At 63.9% G+C, this 17,765-nt stretch carries 16 protein-coding genes; 8 read left to right on the top strand and 8 right to left on the bottom strand.

Features of this window, described 5'->3' with window-relative positions; all coding sequences use genetic code 11:
- Positions 1-9 precede the first annotated feature (9 nt).
- From ARC39_RS01300 to ARC39_RS01285, 4 genes are all read right to left on the bottom strand, one after another.
- Positions 10-3,423 (bottom strand): efflux RND transporter permease subunit, encoded by a 3,414-nt coding sequence (locus ARC39_RS01300; protein ID WP_068108879.1) that lies wholly within the window; start codon positions 3,421-3,423, stop codon positions 10-12.
- 4 nt (positions 3,424-3,427) lie between these two features.
- Positions 3,428-4,900, bottom strand: coding sequence for an efflux RND transporter periplasmic adaptor subunit (locus ARC39_RS01295; RefSeq protein ID WP_068108876.1), 1,473 nt, complete (start codon positions 4,898-4,900; stop codon positions 3,428-3,430).
- A gap of 128 nt (positions 4,901-5,028) precedes the next feature.
- Positions 5,029-5,571 carry a molybdenum cofactor biosynthesis protein B gene (moaB, locus tag ARC39_RS01290; RefSeq protein WP_068108873.1) on the bottom strand — a complete coding sequence of 181 codons (543 nt, stop codon included), beginning with the start codon at positions 5,569-5,571 and terminating at the stop codon, positions 5,029-5,031.
- Positions 5,568-6,395: a uracil-DNA glycosylase gene (locus ARC39_RS01285; protein WP_068108869.1), complete on the bottom strand. Its 828-nt coding sequence runs from the start codon at positions 6,393-6,395 to the stop codon at positions 5,568-5,570. The genes moaB and ARC39_RS01285 overlap by 4 nt, the downstream gene beginning before the upstream one ends.
- A gap of 142 nt (positions 6,396-6,537) precedes the next feature.
- Here ARC39_RS01285 and ARC39_RS01280 point away from each other — a divergent pair, with 142 nt between their 5' ends.
- From ARC39_RS01280 to plsY, 5 genes are all read left to right on the top strand, one after another.
- Positions 6,538-7,488, top strand: coding sequence for an aspartate carbamoyltransferase catalytic subunit (locus tag ARC39_RS01280; RefSeq protein WP_068108866.1), 951 nt, complete (start codon positions 6,538-6,540; stop codon positions 7,486-7,488).
- A gap of 22 nt (positions 7,489-7,510) precedes the next feature.
- Positions 7,511-7,900: a hypothetical protein gene (locus ARC39_RS01275; RefSeq protein WP_236545087.1), complete on the top strand. Its 390-nt coding sequence runs from the start codon at positions 7,511-7,513 to the stop codon at positions 7,898-7,900.
- A complete protein-coding gene (locus ARC39_RS01270) occupies positions 7,897-8,436 on the top strand; it encodes a hypothetical protein (protein ID WP_068108859.1) in 540 nt (179 codons plus the stop codon). Before ARC39_RS01275 ends, ARC39_RS01270 begins: the two co-directional genes overlap by 4 nt.
- Positions 8,433-9,710, top strand: a complete 1,278-nt coding sequence (gene pyrC / locus ARC39_RS01265; protein ID WP_068108857.1) for a dihydroorotase — start codon at positions 8,433-8,435, stop codon at positions 9,708-9,710. The genes ARC39_RS01270 and pyrC overlap by 4 nt, the downstream gene beginning before the upstream one ends.
- A gap of 188 nt (positions 9,711-9,898) precedes the next feature.
- Positions 9,899-10,510, top strand: a complete 612-nt coding sequence (gene plsY / locus ARC39_RS01260; protein ID WP_068108855.1) for a glycerol-3-phosphate 1-O-acyltransferase PlsY — start codon at positions 9,899-9,901, stop codon at positions 10,508-10,510.
- A gap of 61 nt (positions 10,511-10,571) precedes the next feature.
- On the opposite strand, the gene ARC39_RS01255 is transcribed toward plsY, so the two are convergent.
- The 4 genes from ARC39_RS01255 to ARC39_RS01240 form a co-directional block, all read right to left on the bottom strand.
- A complete protein-coding gene (locus tag ARC39_RS01255) occupies positions 10,572-11,942 on the bottom strand; it encodes a glutamate--cysteine ligase (protein WP_068108852.1) in 1,371 nt (456 codons plus the stop codon).
- A gap of 115 nt (positions 11,943-12,057) precedes the next feature.
- Positions 12,058-12,585, bottom strand: coding sequence for a hypothetical protein (locus ARC39_RS01250; RefSeq protein WP_068108849.1), 528 nt, complete (start codon positions 12,583-12,585; stop codon positions 12,058-12,060).
- Positions 12,582-13,442 carry a GNAT family N-acetyltransferase gene (locus ARC39_RS01245; protein ID WP_068108846.1) on the bottom strand — a complete coding sequence of 287 codons (861 nt, stop codon included), beginning with the start codon at positions 13,440-13,442 and terminating at the stop codon, positions 12,582-12,584. The genes ARC39_RS01250 and ARC39_RS01245 overlap by 4 nt, the downstream gene beginning before the upstream one ends.
- The gene (locus tag ARC39_RS01240; RefSeq protein ID WP_068108844.1) at positions 13,442-14,155 is read right to left on the bottom strand and encodes a 16S rRNA (uracil(1498)-N(3))-methyltransferase; all 714 of its coding nucleotides are present in this window, start codon (positions 14,153-14,155) and stop codon (positions 13,442-13,444) included. Before ARC39_RS01240 ends, ARC39_RS01245 begins: the two co-directional genes overlap by 1 nt.
- 30 nt (positions 14,156-14,185) lie before the next feature.
- Between ARC39_RS01240 and ubiA the strand changes: the two genes are divergently transcribed.
- The 3 genes from ubiA to ARC39_RS01225 all read left to right on the top strand — a co-directional run bounded on the left by ubiA (position 14,186) and on the right by ARC39_RS01225 (position 17,764).
- A complete protein-coding gene (gene ubiA / locus ARC39_RS01235) occupies positions 14,186-15,178 on the top strand; it encodes a 4-hydroxybenzoate octaprenyltransferase (protein WP_068108841.1) in 993 nt (330 codons plus the stop codon).
- A gap of 148 nt (positions 15,179-15,326) precedes the next feature.
- A complete protein-coding gene (locus tag ARC39_RS01230; protein ID WP_078059012.1) occupies positions 15,327-17,438 on the top strand; it encodes an OmpA family protein in 2,112 nt (703 codons plus the stop codon).
- Complete coding sequence (locus ARC39_RS01225) at positions 17,435-17,764, top strand: hypothetical protein (protein ID WP_068108839.1); 330 nt, start codon at positions 17,435-17,437, stop codon at positions 17,762-17,764. The genes ARC39_RS01230 and ARC39_RS01225 overlap by 4 nt, the downstream gene beginning before the upstream one ends.
- The last annotated feature ends 1 nt before the right edge of the window (position 17,765 follow it).

Here is a 17,765-nt window from a genome sequence, read left to right as displayed (position 1 = left end):
ACGCACGCGTCAAGGAAGCTCGCTAGCCCGTGGCCGCGATGCGGTCAGCCAAACAGCGCCCAGGACGAACACGCCCAGGACGATCGCCACGCAGCCGATGGAGAATAGCCCAAGCGCCGCGCGCGCGCTTTCCGGATCGATGCCGGTGAGCTCGGCGAGTGGCGGCCAGACGCCACCGGCAAACAGCGCATGCCCCATGGTCGATGTAAACAGCGCCACGATCAGCCCGGCGGCCGTCAGCGTGAACCGCGACACGGCCCGAGCGCGGCCGGGCCGGCGGAATGAGCGCAACAGCGTCTCAAACTGGCGTACCACGTCCTGCTGGATCGCGAGCAGCGACGGAACCAGCAGCAGCACAAGAACCACGCCGAAGCCCAGACCGTAGATGAGCGTAATGACGGTAGGTTTGAGAAACTGTGCCTGCCGTGAGGGTTCGTACAGCAGCGGCGCCAGACCGATCACGGTCGTCATCGTGGTCAGCAGCACGGGGCGCAAACGGTCGGCAGCCGCATCGACGATTGCCGGCAGAACTCCCCTTTCGCGGGCGTATTCGTCGACGGTTGTGACCAGGACGATGGAATCGTTGATGATGATACCCGACATTCCAATGAGCCCGATGACAGAGAACATCGAGAACGGCAGCCCCCAAGCGGCATGGCCGAAGATCGCGCCGATGAAGCCGAACGGGATCACAGCCATGATGAGCAATGGCCGGAACCAGCTCGAAAAGACCCATGACAGCGTCAGGTAGATCCCCATCAGGCAAAAGCCGAAACCGACCATAGCGTCGTTCAGGAAGTCCCGCTCCTGCTCGGCAAGTCCCGACAGACGATAAGAGACGCCGAATTCGGCTTCGATCTGCGGGAGCACGTCATCCCGCAGGGTGTCCACGATTTCCTGCGCCCGCACCGGATCGTCGTCGGCGATATCGCCCGTAACGCTGACGACCCGAATTCCGTTCTCGCGCCGGATGGTCGTGAAGCCGTCGCGGCGGCTCACCTCTACGATATCCGCCAGCGGAACGTACTCGCCGGAGGGCGTGCGCAGTTGCGTCCGGCTCATGAAGTCGGCCGTCAGTTCGTTCTCAGGAAGTTCCACGCGAATCTCGGCGCTGCGCGGCCCCATCGGGTAGGTCGCCGCTTCGATCCCGTTGAGCCGGTTGCGCAGGACCCGGCCAAGCGCCTCGATGGTGAAGCCGAGCGCCTCGCCCTGCGGGGTGAGGTCGAGGATCAGCTCTTCCTTGTCGTAGGCAAGGTTGTCCTCGACAGCCGATACCTCCCCGAACCGTGCAACTTCGCCCTTCAATCGCTCGGCCGCCGCTTTCAGCACAGAGGGGCTGGCCCCGAAGAACTGCACGTCCAGCGAGTCACCGCCCGGCCCGGCACGCCAACCGCGGAAGGAGATCGTTTCGACCAGAGGGTGTCGCTCCACCCGGTCCTGCAGGTCACTGACAAACTGGAAGCTGGAATAGGGGCGCAAGTCCGGATCGATCAGTTCCACGGCAATCGAGCCGAGCTGGTCGGAGTCCTTCCCTTCGGTTCCCGACAGGCCACGACCGGTATTGCCACCCACCTCAGCCAGCGCATAAGCCACCGGTCGCGTACCGTATTTTTCACCGTACTCGACATCGAGCGCCTCAACCGCTGCCTGAAAAGCCCGCATCTGAGCCAGGGATTCCGCGCGCCCGGCACCGGGGGCCATGGCGAAATTTCCCGACACCGATCCCTCCTCCGGCGCGGAGAAAAACCGCCATTGCACGTCTCCGCGCACGAACACTGCGACCTGCGTCGACAGAATGAAGATCAGCCCCGCCACAACCGGGTAGCGGGCGCGGATAACCAAGGCCATGAATGGCCGGAAGACCCTGTCACGGAACCAGACGAAGCCGCGATTGACCGTGCGCGACGGCCAATCGTACCAGGAGTCGTTCTTGCTCGACGCGTGCAGCGAATGAGCCAGGTGGTTCGGAAGGATCAGGAAACACTCCACCAGCGACGCAATCAGCACGACAATCACGGTGAAGGGAATGTCGGCGATCAAGTCGCCGAAGCGCCCTCCGATAAAGGTCAGGCCGGCAAAGGCAATCACGGTGGTCACGGTGGCGGAAAAGACCGGCGCAGTCATCCGACGCGCGGCGTTTTCAGACGCAACGACAGGATGCTCGCCGAGGCGTCGCACGCGGAAATCTGCATGTTCGCCAACAACGATGGCGTCGTCGACGATGATGCCGAGCGTGATCAGCAGTGCGAAGAGCGAGATCATGTTTAGGGTGAGCCCGGCCATCCACATCAGGAAGATCGCGGTCAGCATGGCAACCGGTATACCGGCGGCCACCCACAGCGCCGTGCGGGCATTCAGAAACAGGAACAACAGCCCCACAACCAGCGCCAGGCCCATCCCCGCATTCTCGATCAGAACCTTTAGACGGCTCGAGATCGCTTCGGACCGCGTGCGGATCAATTCGATGCTGACGCCATCCGGAAGGCCCTCCAGCATGGAAGCTGCAACCTCCTCCACCGTCGCCTGTATCTCCAGAGCATCGCCTTGGGCAGACCGGTCCACACGTAGCGAGATCGCCGGGTGCTCTCCACGGAAGTAGCTTCGGTCGCGATCCGTGCCTTCGACGCGAATCGTCGCCAGGTCACCGATTGTCAGCCGCGTCCCGTCCCGATTAGAGCGAAGGATGATCCCGGCGATTTCCTCGGCCGAACGCTTTTCCGTGCCGGTCCTGACGCGTGCATTCGCCCCGGACACCTCCCCGGCCGGGGCGGCGTCGACCTCCCCGGCAATCGCCTGGGCGATCTCGGCCATGGTTACGTTGTGCCGCACAAGAGACAGCGTCGGCACTTCGACCACGACCTGCGGCGCGGCCAAGCCCCGGATTGTCGTGCGTGTCACACCCTCGGAGTAAAGCCGCAGGACGAACTCATCGGTGTAGCGGGCCAAGAGATCGACACTCACCGGACCGGCGATGACAACGTCCGACACCCTGTCGCGCCAGGCATCGCGCCGCACGCTCGGTTCGTCGGCATCTTCAGGCAGCGTGGTGATCGCATCGACGGCCTGCTGCACGTCATCGGCGGCCCGGCCCATGTCATAGCCGGGCTCGAACTCCAGCTCTATGGAAGCCCGTCCCTCCCTCGCAATCGATTCCGAGCTTTCCACCCCATCGACAGCCAGAAGAGTCGGTTCCAGGATCTCCACGATGGCGGCGTCGACATCCTCGGCGCCGGCGCCGTCCCAGGTGACGGAGACGGTGACGCTGTCGAGCACGACATCGGGGAAGTACTGCGCGCGCATTCGTGGGAAGGCCGCGAGACCGGCAACGATCAGTATCACGAGGAGGAGGTTTGCCGCCGTGCGGTGGCGTGTGAAATAGCTCAGGATACCGGGGCGTTGCGGCTTGGGAGCGTCGGCGTGCATGCCCTCAGCCCCCCATCCGGCTCTCGATACGTTCGACCATCCCGGCCGGCACGTTGTCTTCCTGCAGTTGCGACAGGATACGCGCCTTGGCCTCCGCAGGCATCCGGCTGTTCGCTTCGACCGCGGCAATCAGCGCCGCGCGACGCTCCGTCGACAACGTGATCATTGCTCCGTCACCGGACGCAGCACCTGCCAGTGCAGGCGCGTTTTCGGCCGTCAGGTCTCGTACGCGAATGCCCGCTCCAAGGAGTGGGGAGCGTTCGGCAACGATGCGCCGGCCCTCCAGCCCGGCGGCAGCGACGATAACGTCGTCACCCTGCCGACGCAGCAACTCGGTTTGAGCGACCTCAAGCCGGTCGTCTTCGTCGATGGCGAGCACGGTGTTGGCGGAATCCAGCGCCGTTGCCGGTAGGACCGCGACGTCGGTCAGAGCCGGTTCCTCCACGTGAACCGTTACAAAATCTCCCGGGCGGAAGCCGGCAAAGCGATCCAGACGCGCGAATAGCAAGCGCCCCGTCTGACCCTCGCCAACCGACGCGTCCACGCGCGAGATGTGACCGGCGGCCTCCAGATCCAAGCCCAGAACATCCAAAGTGACCCGGACCGGCGCCCCGATCAGGCGGCCGGTATCGTCCAGCAGCCGGGCGTATTGCGTGGTGGAAAGCCTGAACGCCACTTCCAGAGCCTCCGGGTCGATCAGCGTGCCGAGCCTCTCGTTTTGCGTCACCAGACCGCCCTCGACGACCGAGACGTCGGCAAGGGTTCCGCTGAATGCCGCGCGCACCTCCGTATCCTCAAGGTCGCGCTCGGCTTCATCCAGCGCGATGCGCGCCCGCGCCAGCAGGTTGCCCGCCAGATCCACCCTGTTCTCCGCCGCGGCCTCCGCCATACGACGGCTCACAACCGCCTGGTTCGCGCTCGCCTCCGCCAGGGCGGCGGTTTCGATTGCCGCCTCAGTGCCGACGCCGCGCCGTGCCAAGTCCTGTTGCCGGATCAACGCCTGTGTTCGCAGGTCCGCCTGCGCCTGGGAGGCCTGTAATTCGTCCCGCACGAGTTGCAGGTTGCGCTCCGCGTCCCTGAGTTCTGCTTCCGCTTCGGCAACCTCGGTGCGCGCGATTTCGAAAGCGGCTTCGGCGTCCTTCGGGTCCACGCGCGCCAGGAGCGCACCCGCGGCGACGAACCCGCCAGACTCCATGTTCTCGGCCAGTTCGACAATCCGTCCGCCCGCGCCGGCCCGCACCTCCAGCGTCCGCCTGCTTTGAATCTCGCCGAACGCAAGCATCGTGGGCGTGATCTGCGTCGAAACCACGTCCACCGAATTCACACCGAAAACCCGTTCACTCGCGGGGCGCTGTTGCGTCTCGCGATTCATCCGCACCTCGACAGCATCGAGGAACACCCGACCGCCGTAGGCGAGCAACCCGACCGTCAATGACAGCAGCAACAATCCGGTCAGGGATCTGCGTAGAAATTTCATTCGGGCGCGCCCTTTTCGTCAGAGACAACCGCTTTCCAAATCTATTCCGAAACGTCAATTCGGCAAAGCCACAGACCTGTTACGGGCGTCCCGGCTGTTTCTGTCGCGCGTAATTCACTTTTAACCGCTCATTTCCGGCGCAGATGCTCGTCGAGGCGGGGGAGTATTTCCACGAAGTTGCAGGGCCGGTGGCGATAGTCGAGTTGCGGCGCGAGGATTTCGTCCCACGCGTCTTTGCACGCTCCTGGGCTACCGGGAAGCGCGAAAAGATACGTTCCGCGTGCCACACCGCCGGTTGCGCGGGACTGTACCGCGGATGTGCCGATCTTTTTCATCGATACAAAGGTGAACACCGTACCGAAGGCGTCGATCTCCTTTTCATAGACGTCCCTGTGAGCCTCCACGGTCACATCGCGCCCCGTGAGGCCGGTTCCGCCGGTAGAGATGACCACATCGACCTCGGCATCGTCGCACCAATGGGAGAGTTGCGCGGCAATCTCGGTGCGCTCATCGGTCAATATCTTGCGGTCTGCCAGGGTGTGACCCGCCGCTTCGATCCGACCGGCAAGAACGTCACCGGAGCGATCATCCGACAGTGACCGACTGTCGGAGACCGTCAGCACTGCGATTCGAACTGGTACGAACGGTTTTTCTTCGTCGATACGGCTCATGGACGCTCCTCAGCCCTGCTGCGCAACCGGGCTTTCAGGGACAGAAGATCCGACCAGGCCTCACGTTTGGCCGCCGGATTGCGCAAGAGATATGCGGGATGGAACATGGGCAGCGCCGGCAGGCCAAGCACATCAGCCCAATTGCCGCGAAGCCGGGTAATACCGCGCCGCCCGAGCATTGCCTGACAGGAAATATTCCCCATCAGCACCAGCAGGTCCGGCTCGACCAGCGCGACGTGACGCTCCACGAAGGGCTTGAGCATCGCGATTTCTTCCGGTTTCGGATCGCGATTCTGCGGTGGCCGCCATGGCAGGATATTGGTGATGTAGACAGCGGATCCCGGATCGGGTGCCCCGCGCGCCAAACCGATGGCGCCCAGCATCCGGTCGAGCAATTGCCCCGCGCGCCCAACGAAGGGCTTTCCCTGAATGTCCTCGTCGCGGCCGGGTGCTTCGCCGATGATCATTACGCGCGCCCCCGGCTGGCCGTCGGAAAAGACGAGCGTGCGCGCCGCTTTCTTGAGTTCGCAATGCTCGTAGGCCGCTAGCGCCGCGCGCAGTTCTTCCAGCGTCGTGGCCCCTGCGGCGGCGGCGCGCGCCTCGCCAATCGGATCTTCCTTGGCCTTTGGCTGAACGGCAGGCGTGACTTGCCGCCCTGTCCCGACCTGCGCCGGTGCAGCAGCCGCGGCACGCCGCCGCTCCGCTTCCTCCCGGCTCAGCGCATAGCGGTCGAGCGGCGCATCCGCGACACAGGTATCGGCCCCGAGCGCGATCTGGAAATCGAGCGCGGCGATCATCGCTTCCGTGGATAGGTCGTTGGCCATACGCCCTTGCTAGCCGATTGCGCAGGTATCGGGAAGCGGTCGCGGATGCCGCGACCGGAGCGGCGCGGTGCCGCGGCGAGGCACGGCCCGTTGCCCGGCCCTGCCCCTCTGCTATAAGCGCGCCAGCAGATCGGAGGCGCCTATGACATTCCGCGGCAGACATCTTCTGGGAATCGAACCGCTTCACCCGATCGAAATCGCGACGATCCTGGATCTCGCCGATACCTATGTGGACCTCAACAGGGGCGCGGTGAAACACTCCGACACCCTCGCCGGGCTCACCCAGATCAACATGTTCTTTGAGAATTCCACCCGCACACAGGCGAGCTTCGAGCTTGCCGGCAAGCGTCTCGGCGCGGACGTGATGAACATGGCGATGCAGGCCAGTTCCATCAAAAAGGGCGAAACGCTGATCGATACCGCGCTCACGCTCAATGCGATGCACCCCGATCTTCTGGTCGTGCGGCACCCTCACTCCGGCGCCGTCGACCTGCTGTCGCAGAAGGTCAATTGCGCGGTGTTGAACGCCGGCGACGGGCGGCACGAACATCCCACGCAAGCCTTGCTGGACGCATTGACCATCCAACGCGCGAAAGGGCGGCTTAACCGGCTCAATATCGCGATCTGCGGCGACATCGCCCATAGCCGCGTCGCGAGGTCGAATATCCTGCTGCTCGGCAAGATGGAAAACCGCGTGAGACTGGTCGGGCCGCCGACGCTGATCCCCTCCGGCGCGGCCGATTGGGGCGTCGAAGTCTATGGCGACATGGCCGAAGGGCTGGAAGGCTGCGACGTTGTGATGATGCTACGGCTCCAGAAGGAGCGTATGGACGGTGGTTTCATCCCGTCGGAGCGGGAGTATTACCATCGTTTCGGCTTGGATGCCGAGAAGCTGGCACATGCGAAGAAGGATGCCATCGTCATGCACCCCGGTCCCATGAACCGTGGCGTGGAGATCGACGGCACCATCGCAGACGACATCAACCGTTCGGTGATCCAGGAACAGGTGGAAATGGGCGTCGCGGTACGCATGGCGGCGATGGACCTGCTGGCGCGCAACCTGCGGGAGGCGCGTGGCGATGACAGTGTCTGAGGCGCCGACAGCGGGACGGGTCATGCAGAGCTGGAGCGCTGATCGGCGGGTCTACATTCGTGACCATATTCGCCTCGCCCTGTTCGGCGCGGCGGCAACGACGGCTATCTTGTATTTGCTGGGCAATCCGAGCGCTTGGGTGGGGATACCCGCATCGCTGCTCGCGATCGGAATCCGAGGCTGGTATGTGGCCTCGGAGGAACTCGCGATACGGTGGGATCTGACCGATCTCGCCGTCGCAGGCTCCCATGGTCGCCAAGTGCCGCTGGGCGACATCGCGAAGGTGCGGCGGCTGGGCAGTGCCGTACAAATCATCACCCATGCCGGTGACAAGCTCCTGATGAAGTACCTCGCCGATCCGGATGCGACGCGTACGGCCATCGCGCGAACCGCGGGAGTGTCAGCCGAATGAGCGGCACACGCGGCGATTGGGACGGGATTCTCGCACCTGGGGAAAAAATCCTATGGCAGGGGCGTCCCGAGCCGGGGCTGTCGTTTCGCGGGCTCGATCCAAGGCGCGTTCTTTTCGGACTGGCGATGCTCGCCATCGCGGTGTTCTGGACCCTGGGCGCCGCCCGCGCGACGAGCGACGCGCCGCTGGTCTTGCGTCTGCTGTTCCCGCTGGTGGGCGTCTTGTTCATCGCACAAGGGGCGCGGCTCGCGGGTGGCGCGCGCGTTTGGCAGGCTTGGTTACGGGCGCGGAGCTGGTACTCGCTCAGCAACCGGCGCGCATTCATCGCAACCGAGATCTTCGGTCGGCGAGGGCTGAACTCATGGCCAATCACTGCCGACACCGCGATTGGCTTCGACGAAGGTCCGCCGGCAAGCGTGTACTTCGCCGATGCCGGGTCGCGTTTTGGCAGGGGCGGCCGAGTCGGATTTGAACGCATATCGGAGGGGCGCGAGGTGTTGAACCTGATGCGCCGGATCCAGAGGGGGGCCGCATGACGGAGCAGACACTCACCAATGTCCGGCTGATCGACCCGGAGGCGGGGACTGACCGGATCGGCACGCTGACGATCCGGGACGGCCAAATTGCCTCCGTGGCGGTTGGATCCGCGGCCGCAGCCGGCGCCGTGGACTGCCGCGGCAAATGTCTCGCACCGGGGATCGTCGATATCGGCGTGAAGGTGTGCGAACCCGGCGAGCGGCACAAGGAGAGCTTCCGCTCAGCGGGCCGGGCGGCGGCAGCGGGTGGCGTCACGACGATGGTCACGCGCGCTGACACGTTGCCAGCCATCGACACGCCCGAGTCGCTCGAATTCGTCACCCGCCGGGCCTTGGAAGACAGCCCGGTTCGGATCGCGCCGCTGGCAGCGCTCACAAAGGGGCGACAGGGTCGCGAGATGGTTGAAATCGGCTTCCTACAGGATGCCGGTGCCGTCGCCTTCTCCGATGGCGACACCGTTACGACGGATACCAAGGTGCTGAGCCGCGCGCTCACCTATGCCCGGTCGCTCGATGCGCTCGTGATCGCGCATCCGCAGGAGCCGGGCCTGTCCGGGGGCGCGGCTGTCACCTCGGGCAAATTCGCCTCGCTCAAGGGGCTACCGGCCGTCTCGCCAATGGCCGAGCGGATGGGACTCGACCGGGATATCGCGCTCGTGGAGATGACGGGCGTGAAGTATCACGCCGACCAGATCACCACTCGGCGCGCGCTGCCGGCGCTGGAGCGGGCAAAGAACAACGGCTTTGACGTTACCGCCGGTACGTCAATCCACCATCTCACGCTCAACCTTCTGGACGTTGGAGAATACCGCACCTTCTTCAAGATCAAGCCGCCGCTCCGGTCGGAGAGTGACCGCCTGGCCGTTGTGGAAGCCGTGGGCTCCGGATTGATCGACACGATCTCCTCCATGCACACGCCGCAGGACGAGGAGAGTAAGCGCCTGCCCTTCGAGGAAGCGGCGTCCGGCGCCGTGGCGCTGGAAACGCTCTTGCCTGCTGCCATGCGGCTCTACCATGCGGAGCTGTTGACCCTGCCGCAGCTCTTCCGGGCAATGGCACTCAACCCTGCGCGGCGCCTTGGCCTCCCCGGCGGGCGCCTTAGCCCCGGCGCACCGGCCGATCTGGTATTGTTCGACCCGGATGCCCCCTTCATCCTCGACCGGTTCAAGCTCCGGTCGAAATCAAAGAACACCCCTTTCGACGGCCAGCGCATGGAAGGGAAAGTGCTGGCGACCTGGGTCGGCGGAACGCTCGTTCACGGAACACCTGGCTGAACCGAGACCCTCCCGCCCCCTCGGCCCGCGCTTTCGCGCAGGCTCGGGGTTGGGCCGGGCCGCCCTTCGGGCGGTGAACCGTGGCGGGATGATCGCGACAGCAGTGACCTGCGTCCGGACCAGGCGCGAAACGTGGACTTTCCCGCCTTGCGCAGGAATAGTCCCGACACCGAACGACAGGAGCCGAAATGCCCGCACTCGAAACAGGTGTACTGCCGCTGATCGCCACAGCCGTGCTGGCCTATCTGCTCGGTTCTGTCCCTTTCGGTATGGTGATGGCGCGAGTCTTCGGGCTGGGCGATCTGCGCGCCATCGGCTCCGGCAACATCGGAGCGACGAATGTCCTGAGAACAGGCAACAAGCTGGCCGCCTTCCTGACGCTTCTGTGCGACGCAGCTAAGGGAGGTGTCGCGGTTCTGATCGCGCGGGCCGCGCTCGGTACGGATGCCGCGCAGGTCGCCGCGCTCTGCGCCTTCCTGGGGCACCTTTATCCGGTATGGCTCGGTTTTCGAGGCGGCAAGGGCGTTGCGACCTTTCTCGGCGTTCAGCTGGCGCTCGACTGGCGGATCGGGCTGGCCTGCTGCGGCACCTGGCTCGCGGTGGCGGTTCTGACCCGCTACTCTTCGCTCTCGGCGCTGGTGGCTGCGGGCACGTCAACGCTTTGGGCCCTGCTGCTCGGTCGCCCGGACGTGAGCCTGTTGGCATTACTGCTCACGGCGCTGGTCTTCGTCCGGCATCGGGACAACATTGGCCGGTTAACGCGCGGCGAGGAGTCGAGGATCGGCGGCGGCAAAAGCTGATCCGGCATATCTCTGTCGCGGCACCGTCCACCATATCGACACACCCGAAAACCGGCACCGTTCAGTATGAATACTCCGTGAAGATCGGCGTGAGATCTCCGCCCCAAGGGCCGTTGTAGCGCTCCAGGAGTTCGTCGGCCGGAGTGCGCTCGCTCTCGATGCTCTCCTGCAGTGCATTCAGGAAGTGGGTTTCGTCGGGAATGAGCCCGGCGGCCCCGGGAATGCAGCGCGCACGCAAGCCAGCTTCCGCGATCGCGACAGCCTCCCGCGCGAGATCCAGTATCCGAACGCCGTTGCTTTGGCCTTGCAAACCATCCACCGATGCCGCGACACGCAGTCCCTCCCGCGTTTCGGCATCGAGACCTTTCACCAAATCCCACGCAGCATCCAGCGCGCCCTGCTCGTATGTCAGGCCAACCCAGAACGCGGGCAGCGCGCATAGTCGCCGCCACGGCCCACCGTCGGCCCCGCGCATCTCCATGTACTTCTTGATCCGCGCCTCGGGGAAAATCGTTGTGAGGTGGTCGGCCCAGTCCGAAAGCGTCGGAACTTCTCCAGGCAGCGCAGGCAATTCGCCCTTCAGAAAGTCGCGGAAGGACTGACCAAGCGCGTTGATGTACTTTCCGTCGCGGTAGACGAAGTACATGGGCACGTCGAGCGCATAGTCGACATAGCGTTCAAACCCCATGCCGTCCTCGAAGACAAAGGGCAGGAGACCGGTGCGCGCCGGATCCAGGTCGCGCCAGATGCGTGATCTCCACGATTTGTGACCATTCGGCTTGCCCTCCAGAAACGGCGAATTGGCAAACAGCGCCGTCGCCACCGGCTGCAACGCCAGCGCCACGCGGAGCTTTTTGACCATGTCAGCCTCGGAGGCGAAATCGAGGTTCACCTGCACCGTGCACGTCCGGTACATCATCTGCTTGCCGAGTGCGCCCACCTTGTCCATGTAGTCGGTCATCAACCGGTACCGGCCCTTTGGCATCTGGGGCATATCCTCGTGGGCCCAGGTCGGCGCGGTGCCGAGGCCGATGAAGCCTGCTCCGATCCCGTCTGCCACGGATTTCACTTCGCGCAGGTGCTCGTTCACCTCGTCGCAGGTCTCATGGATCGAGGTCAGGGGCGCCCCGGAGAGTTCCAGTTGCCCACCCGGTTCAAGACTGATGTTTGCACCGTTCAGTTCCAGCCCGATGATATTGCCTTGCTCAAGGATCGGCTCCCAGCCGTAGCTGTCGCGCAGTCCCTCCAGCATTGCCTTGATCGACCGCGGCCCGTCGTACGGCAACGGGCGCAGCGTATCGCGGCAATAGCCGAACTTCTCGTGCTCCGTCCCGATGCGCCACGATTCTTTGGGCTTGCAGCCGCTCTCGAGGTATTCCGCAAGCTGCTCGTGGCTCTCGATAGGGCCGCCGCCGGATTGGGGGATGGACATCTTTGTGGGTCTCCGGACATTCGCGAAACCCGGCTTAGGTGCGCTCCGGACCGGCGCAAGTCAAGGGGGAGCAACGGATGGTTTACCCGAGGCAGCCTATCGCTGAGGTCGACGGTCACCGAAGTCGCGGGGGTCCGGCAGAGGCATCGCGGCGCCAGATCGTGCGAGCGGAAGCCGCGTCACCGTCCAATGCCGACATCAGCGACGCTGCCTCCATTCCCGGCAACGTCGCGAAGTGATCGTAGAGCCGGTCGGCACCGGCTGCGGCGAGCGGCACCAGCAGCGTCTGGCCATCGCTCTGACGAAGCCGCCAGCACCGTCGGCTTCCGCCGACTTCCAGCACGTCGATCTCGACGAGTTCCGACAGGTCGATCGAGCCACCCATCACCGGTCCGAGGTAGGAAATGCGAGCCTCGTCGATTTCCACAACGCCAGGAGCATCCACGTCGAGGCGAAACCGCATGCGGCGCCATGCCAGCAGCGTCAACGCCAGTGCGGCAACTGTCACAAGCCCGCCGAGGACAAGCATTGCCGCTCCACCCAGACCGGCGAGCCAGATGCCGGCCAAAGCGCCCGCGAGCCCCGACAAGACCTCGCGCCAGCGATGCAACGCCTTTGCAACTTCCGGACGGATGAAACTCAAGCCGGCGCCCCCACGGGTTGCGGATCCCGGAAAATCAGCAAGGTGAAGTGACCGATCTGCTCGAAGCCGATTGCCTCGTAGGCACGCGACGCAGCCGGACCGGACGCAAACAGGATCGCCCGTTCCACACCGTCGGTGCGTGCGCGTTGCAGGTGAAGCGCGACCGCGCGGCGGGCATGTCCCTGACCGCGCAGTTCGTCCGCTGTGAAGACATTGCCGACCTGAACCATATCGGGAAGAATTGCGTTGAAAGACGTCATGGCGCAGGGCGTACCGTCGTTCAATTCCAGGACCATGAGCGTGCCGCGCGCCATCATGGCGTCGATTTCGCCAGGGGCTGTCGCGATGGCATCTTCGGGTGAGTAATAGACCGTCTCAACCAGATACTCCTCGCGCCATGCGATCAGCCGCTTGCGGTCCTCCGCGACAGCCTTTCGCAGGCGGCTCTCCCCTGGCGGAACACGCAGCCGGGCAAGATCCAGCGCATAGAGCGGTTCGTCATCGTCGAGCTGTGCATGCACGTGGTCCAGCCCGAGCGCAGTTCGGGCGCGCGTCACCTGGTCGCTCTCACCGAGGATCGCCTTGATCCGCTCACCGCCGAGCAGACGGCGCAGGCTCCCGGAGGGCGCGCCTTCCGGCAATTGCACCAGTACGAAGCCGCCAGTCGTAAAGCCCAAAACGCCGGTCAGGCGCTGACCGTCCTCCAGCAACCACATCTGCGTCGCATGTTGTGCGTCGCCTCCGCAGGGGCCAAAGGCACGCAAGTTAGAGCGCAGGAACATGGAGGTTTCGCTGCGCGCGCGCAGGTAGCGGTCAATCCTGACCGCGTCATCAAGGACCGCGGGACGAAATTCCATCACCAATCCCCCAGGCTGCTTTGCCACAGCGTCATCGCGGCGACCGCGGCGGTATCTGCACGCAGGATCCGCGGCCCGAGACTTACGGCGACGGCCTGTGGCAGAGCCTCAAGCTGCGCACGCTCCGTATCGGAAAAACCGCCTTCGGGACCGATCAGGATCGCCCACGGACCTCGCTTGCCTGTCAGCGCGTCGCAAGCGCCAACCCGCGCTTCGTCACAGAACATCAATCGCCGCTCAACCGGCCACTCTGCCAGAACCCGTTCAAGCCGCTGCATCTCGGCAACCTCCGGCACGAAAGTCCCGCCGCATTGCTCCGCGGCCTCGATGGCATGAGCTTGCAATCGGTCGCGCCGGATTCGTTCCGAATTCGTGAAGGCGGTCTGCACCGGGCAGATCCGCGCCGCACCCATTTCTGCGGCCTTCTCGACAATGAAATCGGTGCGGGCTTTCTTGATGGGCGCGAACAGCAGCCAGAGATCGGGCGGAACCTGCAACGGGCGCGTTTTCTCAATGCAATGCAGACTGCCGCCACGCTTGCCAGCGACGGAAATTTCGGCGCGGTACTCGCCCGAGACACCGTCGAACACGCGCAGATCGTCACCCGGACCGAGCCGCATTACCCCGAAAAGGTAGTGCGCCTGCTCCCGCGTCAGCGAAACGCTTTGCCCCTCGGCAAGGCTTTGTTCTACATACAGGCGGACCCTAGCCATCGACCTCATCCCCAGACCTGGGCGGACCATATGACCGAGTTGCCGAATACGCCAGAGACCTCCACCGAAACCGACAACACGCCCGTTCCAGGCGCTGTCGCAGACGCCGTGAAAGGCAATTGGGTCGACGGAGTTTCCCCGCCCGTGTTGCGACCTTACCTGCGACTGTCACGTGCAGACCGGCCGGTAGGCTTCTGGACCCTGATCATCCCAAGTTGGTGGGGGCTAATGGCGGCCATCGCGGCGACGGGTTGGCGCGGCTTCGACATTTGGATTGCCATCGCCGTGGTACTGGGCGCGATTCTCATGCGCGGCGCCGGCTGTACCTGGAACGACATCACCGATCGAGAAATTGACGCGCGCGTGGAACGCACGAGATCCCGCCCGCTGCCCTCCGGCCAGGTGACGGTAAAGAACGCAACGGTCTGGATGGGCATACAGCTGCTTCTCGCCTTCCTGATCCTCCTGACGTTCAACGCCACCGCAATCTGGGTCGGCGTTGCCTCGCTGGCGCTGGTGGTGATCTACCCATTTGGAAAGCGCTTCACCTGGTGGCCGCAGTTCATCCTCGGGCTGAATCTCAATTGGGGCGTGCTGGTTGCATGGGCAGCGCATACCGGCGAGATCTCCCTCGCGCCGCTCTTCCTGTTCTTCGGGGGCGTCGCGTGGACGATCTACTACGACACGATCTACGCTCACCAAGACATCGAGGATGATACGCTTATCGGCGTGAAGTCGACTGCGCGGCTGTTCGGTGACGATACCCCCGCATGGCTCAGGCTCTTCATGATGGTGACGGTACTCATGATGACCGTGGGTGTGATCCTCGCGTTCACGCCCGGTGCAAGCGCCTTGTCGCTGGCTTTCGCCCTGATCGGCGCATGGGCAATGGGCCTGCACATGACCTGGCAGATGGCCAACCTGAAACTGGATGATCCACAATCCTGCCTTTCGACGTTCCGCGCCCTCACACACACCGGCCTGATCTTCGCCGCCGGGCTGTTGCTGGCGCTACTTGTCTGAGCCTTGAGCCGGCCCCGGCGCCGGCGCATGCCAAACACCTCCGGCCCAATCGGCGGTTTCCCGCCCGTGAGGAGGCCGGGGCGCTTGTTGATCCCCTGTGCGCGGCCCTCTACAAATCCGCCACAAACAACAACGAAGATACGCCTTGATGCGCCTGGGTCCGAAAATCATCTCCGCAATCTCTCTGGCGCTCGCGGCCGCCGGATGTTGGCTCGTCGCGACCATCGCCGCGGATATCATCGAAACGCGGTCCGGCAAGGCCGTTCGTATCGCCTTGATCGAAGCGGATCACGACTGGGCGGATGTTCACACAGACGGGTTGCAAGTGCATATCGGCGGTATCGCCCCCACCGAGGCACAACGCTTCGACGCATTGCATATTGCCGGAACGATGGTGGACGCGACGCGGATCGTGGATGGCACAACGGTAACGCCATCCGAGCCGCTGGCGCCACCGCGCTTTTCCATTGAAATCCTGCGCAACGATGAGGGCGTCACCCTGATCGGGCTGGTACCCACGTCGCTCGACCGCGCGTCGATGGTGAACGAGATCACGGCGCTGGCAGAAGGCGCCGAGGTCACAGACCTGCTGGAAGTGGCAAGCTATCCCGAACCGCGGGATTGGGAGAGTGCCGTTCACTTCGGAATGAACGTACTGGCGCGCTTACCACGCTCCAAGGTGTCGATTTCTGCTGGGCAGGTCGGCGTGGAAGCGATTGCGGAATCCGCGGAAGAAAAAGCCACGCTGGAAGCCGCAATCACCAAGCGCGTGCCGAAATCTGTTTCACTCCGCCACAATATTTCGGCGCCACGCCCGGTGATCACACCCTTTACCCTGCGCTTCTTGATCGACGAATCCGGACCGCATTTCGATGCATGCTCGGTGGATACCGCGCGCAACCAGGGTCGAATTCTGGAAGCTGCAACGCAGGCAGGTGCAACCGGAAGGGTCAATTGCACGCTCGGACTGGGCGTGCCGACGCCGGAATGGACCAATGCGGCAATTCTCGGAATCGGTGCCGTGGCCGAGCTTGGCGCTGGATCGATCACATTCGCCGATGCCGACGTCACACTGGTGGCAACCGAGACCACGGACCCGGCTCTGTTCGACCGGGTCGTCGGCGAGCTGGAATCGAATCTGCCCGACGTCTTCTCCCTGCATTCGGTCTTGCCCGAACCAACGGAGCAGACAGAAGACGGCTCGATCCAGGCGCCGCCCGAGTTCACCGCCACACGAAACCCAGCCGGGCGGGTACAACTTCGGGGGCGGCTCAACAACGCGATGGTACGGCAAACCGTTGAAAGCTATGCCAAGGCCCGTTTCGGCGCGGATTCCGTGTATACGGCCGCACGGATCGACGAAACCCTTCCGGAACCCTGGCCGATGCGTGTGCTCGCAGGGCTCGAGGCCCTGTCGGAACTGGATCACGGATCGGCGCTGGTGAAGGAATCCTACGTCGACATTCGCGGCACCACCGGCAACCCCGAGGCCAAGGCGGAGATTTCTCGAATACTCGCAGAGAAACTGGGGGACGCGCAGAATTTCGGGATCAACGTGACCTATGACGAAGCGCTCGATCCCGTCGCGTCGCTGCCCACGCCTGATGAATGCCTGGAACAGATCCGCGCCGTGCAGGCCCGCGAGAAGATATCCTTTGCCCCAAGTTCAACCGACATCGAAGGGGCAGCGATCGGGATCGTCAATGAGATCGCGGACATACTGAAATCCTGCAAGGACGTGCAGATGGAAATCGAGATCGCTGGCCATACAGACAGCCAGGGTCGCGAGGAAATGAACCTCGAACTGTCGCAGGCACGCGCGGACGCGGTTCTCGAGGCGCTCATCGCGCGCCGTGTGCTGACATCAGGCATCGTCTCGACCGGCTACGGCGAGACCGACCCGATTGCCGACAATGACACCGAAGAGGGCCGAGAGGAAAACCGCCGCATCGAGTTTCGCCTCGTGGCCGAAGAATCGGACGGTCTGGCCACTGGTGGGGATGAAACGGATGGCGGATCCGAGGAAACAGGGGCTGAGGCCCAAGAAGAGGCAACAGGCACGAAGACGGACTCCGGTCCATCCGACACCACCGAAGAACCTGGTGCACCATCTGAAGTCGATGGCGTGACGGGCGCTGCGCCAGAGGCTGATCCTGACGCACAGCCTGCGGCGGCTGAAGGACAGGTTGCAGAGAGCCCCGACACCAGTCGCGAGAACACAGACGAGGCTGCCGAAGACAGCACGGAGGATACCCAGTGAACCGTTCCGAATTCATCATTGCCACGGCAGCCGTCCTGTTCGTGGCATTTCTTCTGGGCTGGTTCGCCTCCTGGATCATCCATCGCGTCACCCGCGTCACGCAGTCGGACATGGGCGAGCTGGACAAGATGGCTCAGGACTTGCACGAGGCCGAAGAAACCCGAGATCAGGCAATCACCTATCTGCAGCAGCGTGAGGCTGAGCTCACCAATCAACTGACCCAGAGCGAGGCGGAGTTGCAGGCGGCCATGGACGGGCTTCGCGACGCGCGCCAGGAGGCCGAGGAACTGCGCGCCCATATCGAACGAAACCGGGAAGGTGCCTGAC

The sequence above is a fragment of the Tropicimonas marinistellae genome (assembly GCF_001509585.1).
Classification (GTDB): Bacteria; Pseudomonadota; Alphaproteobacteria; order Rhodobacterales; family Rhodobacteraceae; genus Tropicimonas; species Tropicimonas marinistellae.
The sequence above is the reverse complement of the archived record's forward strand: the minus strand, read 5'-3'. Positions and strand labels throughout refer to the sequence as shown.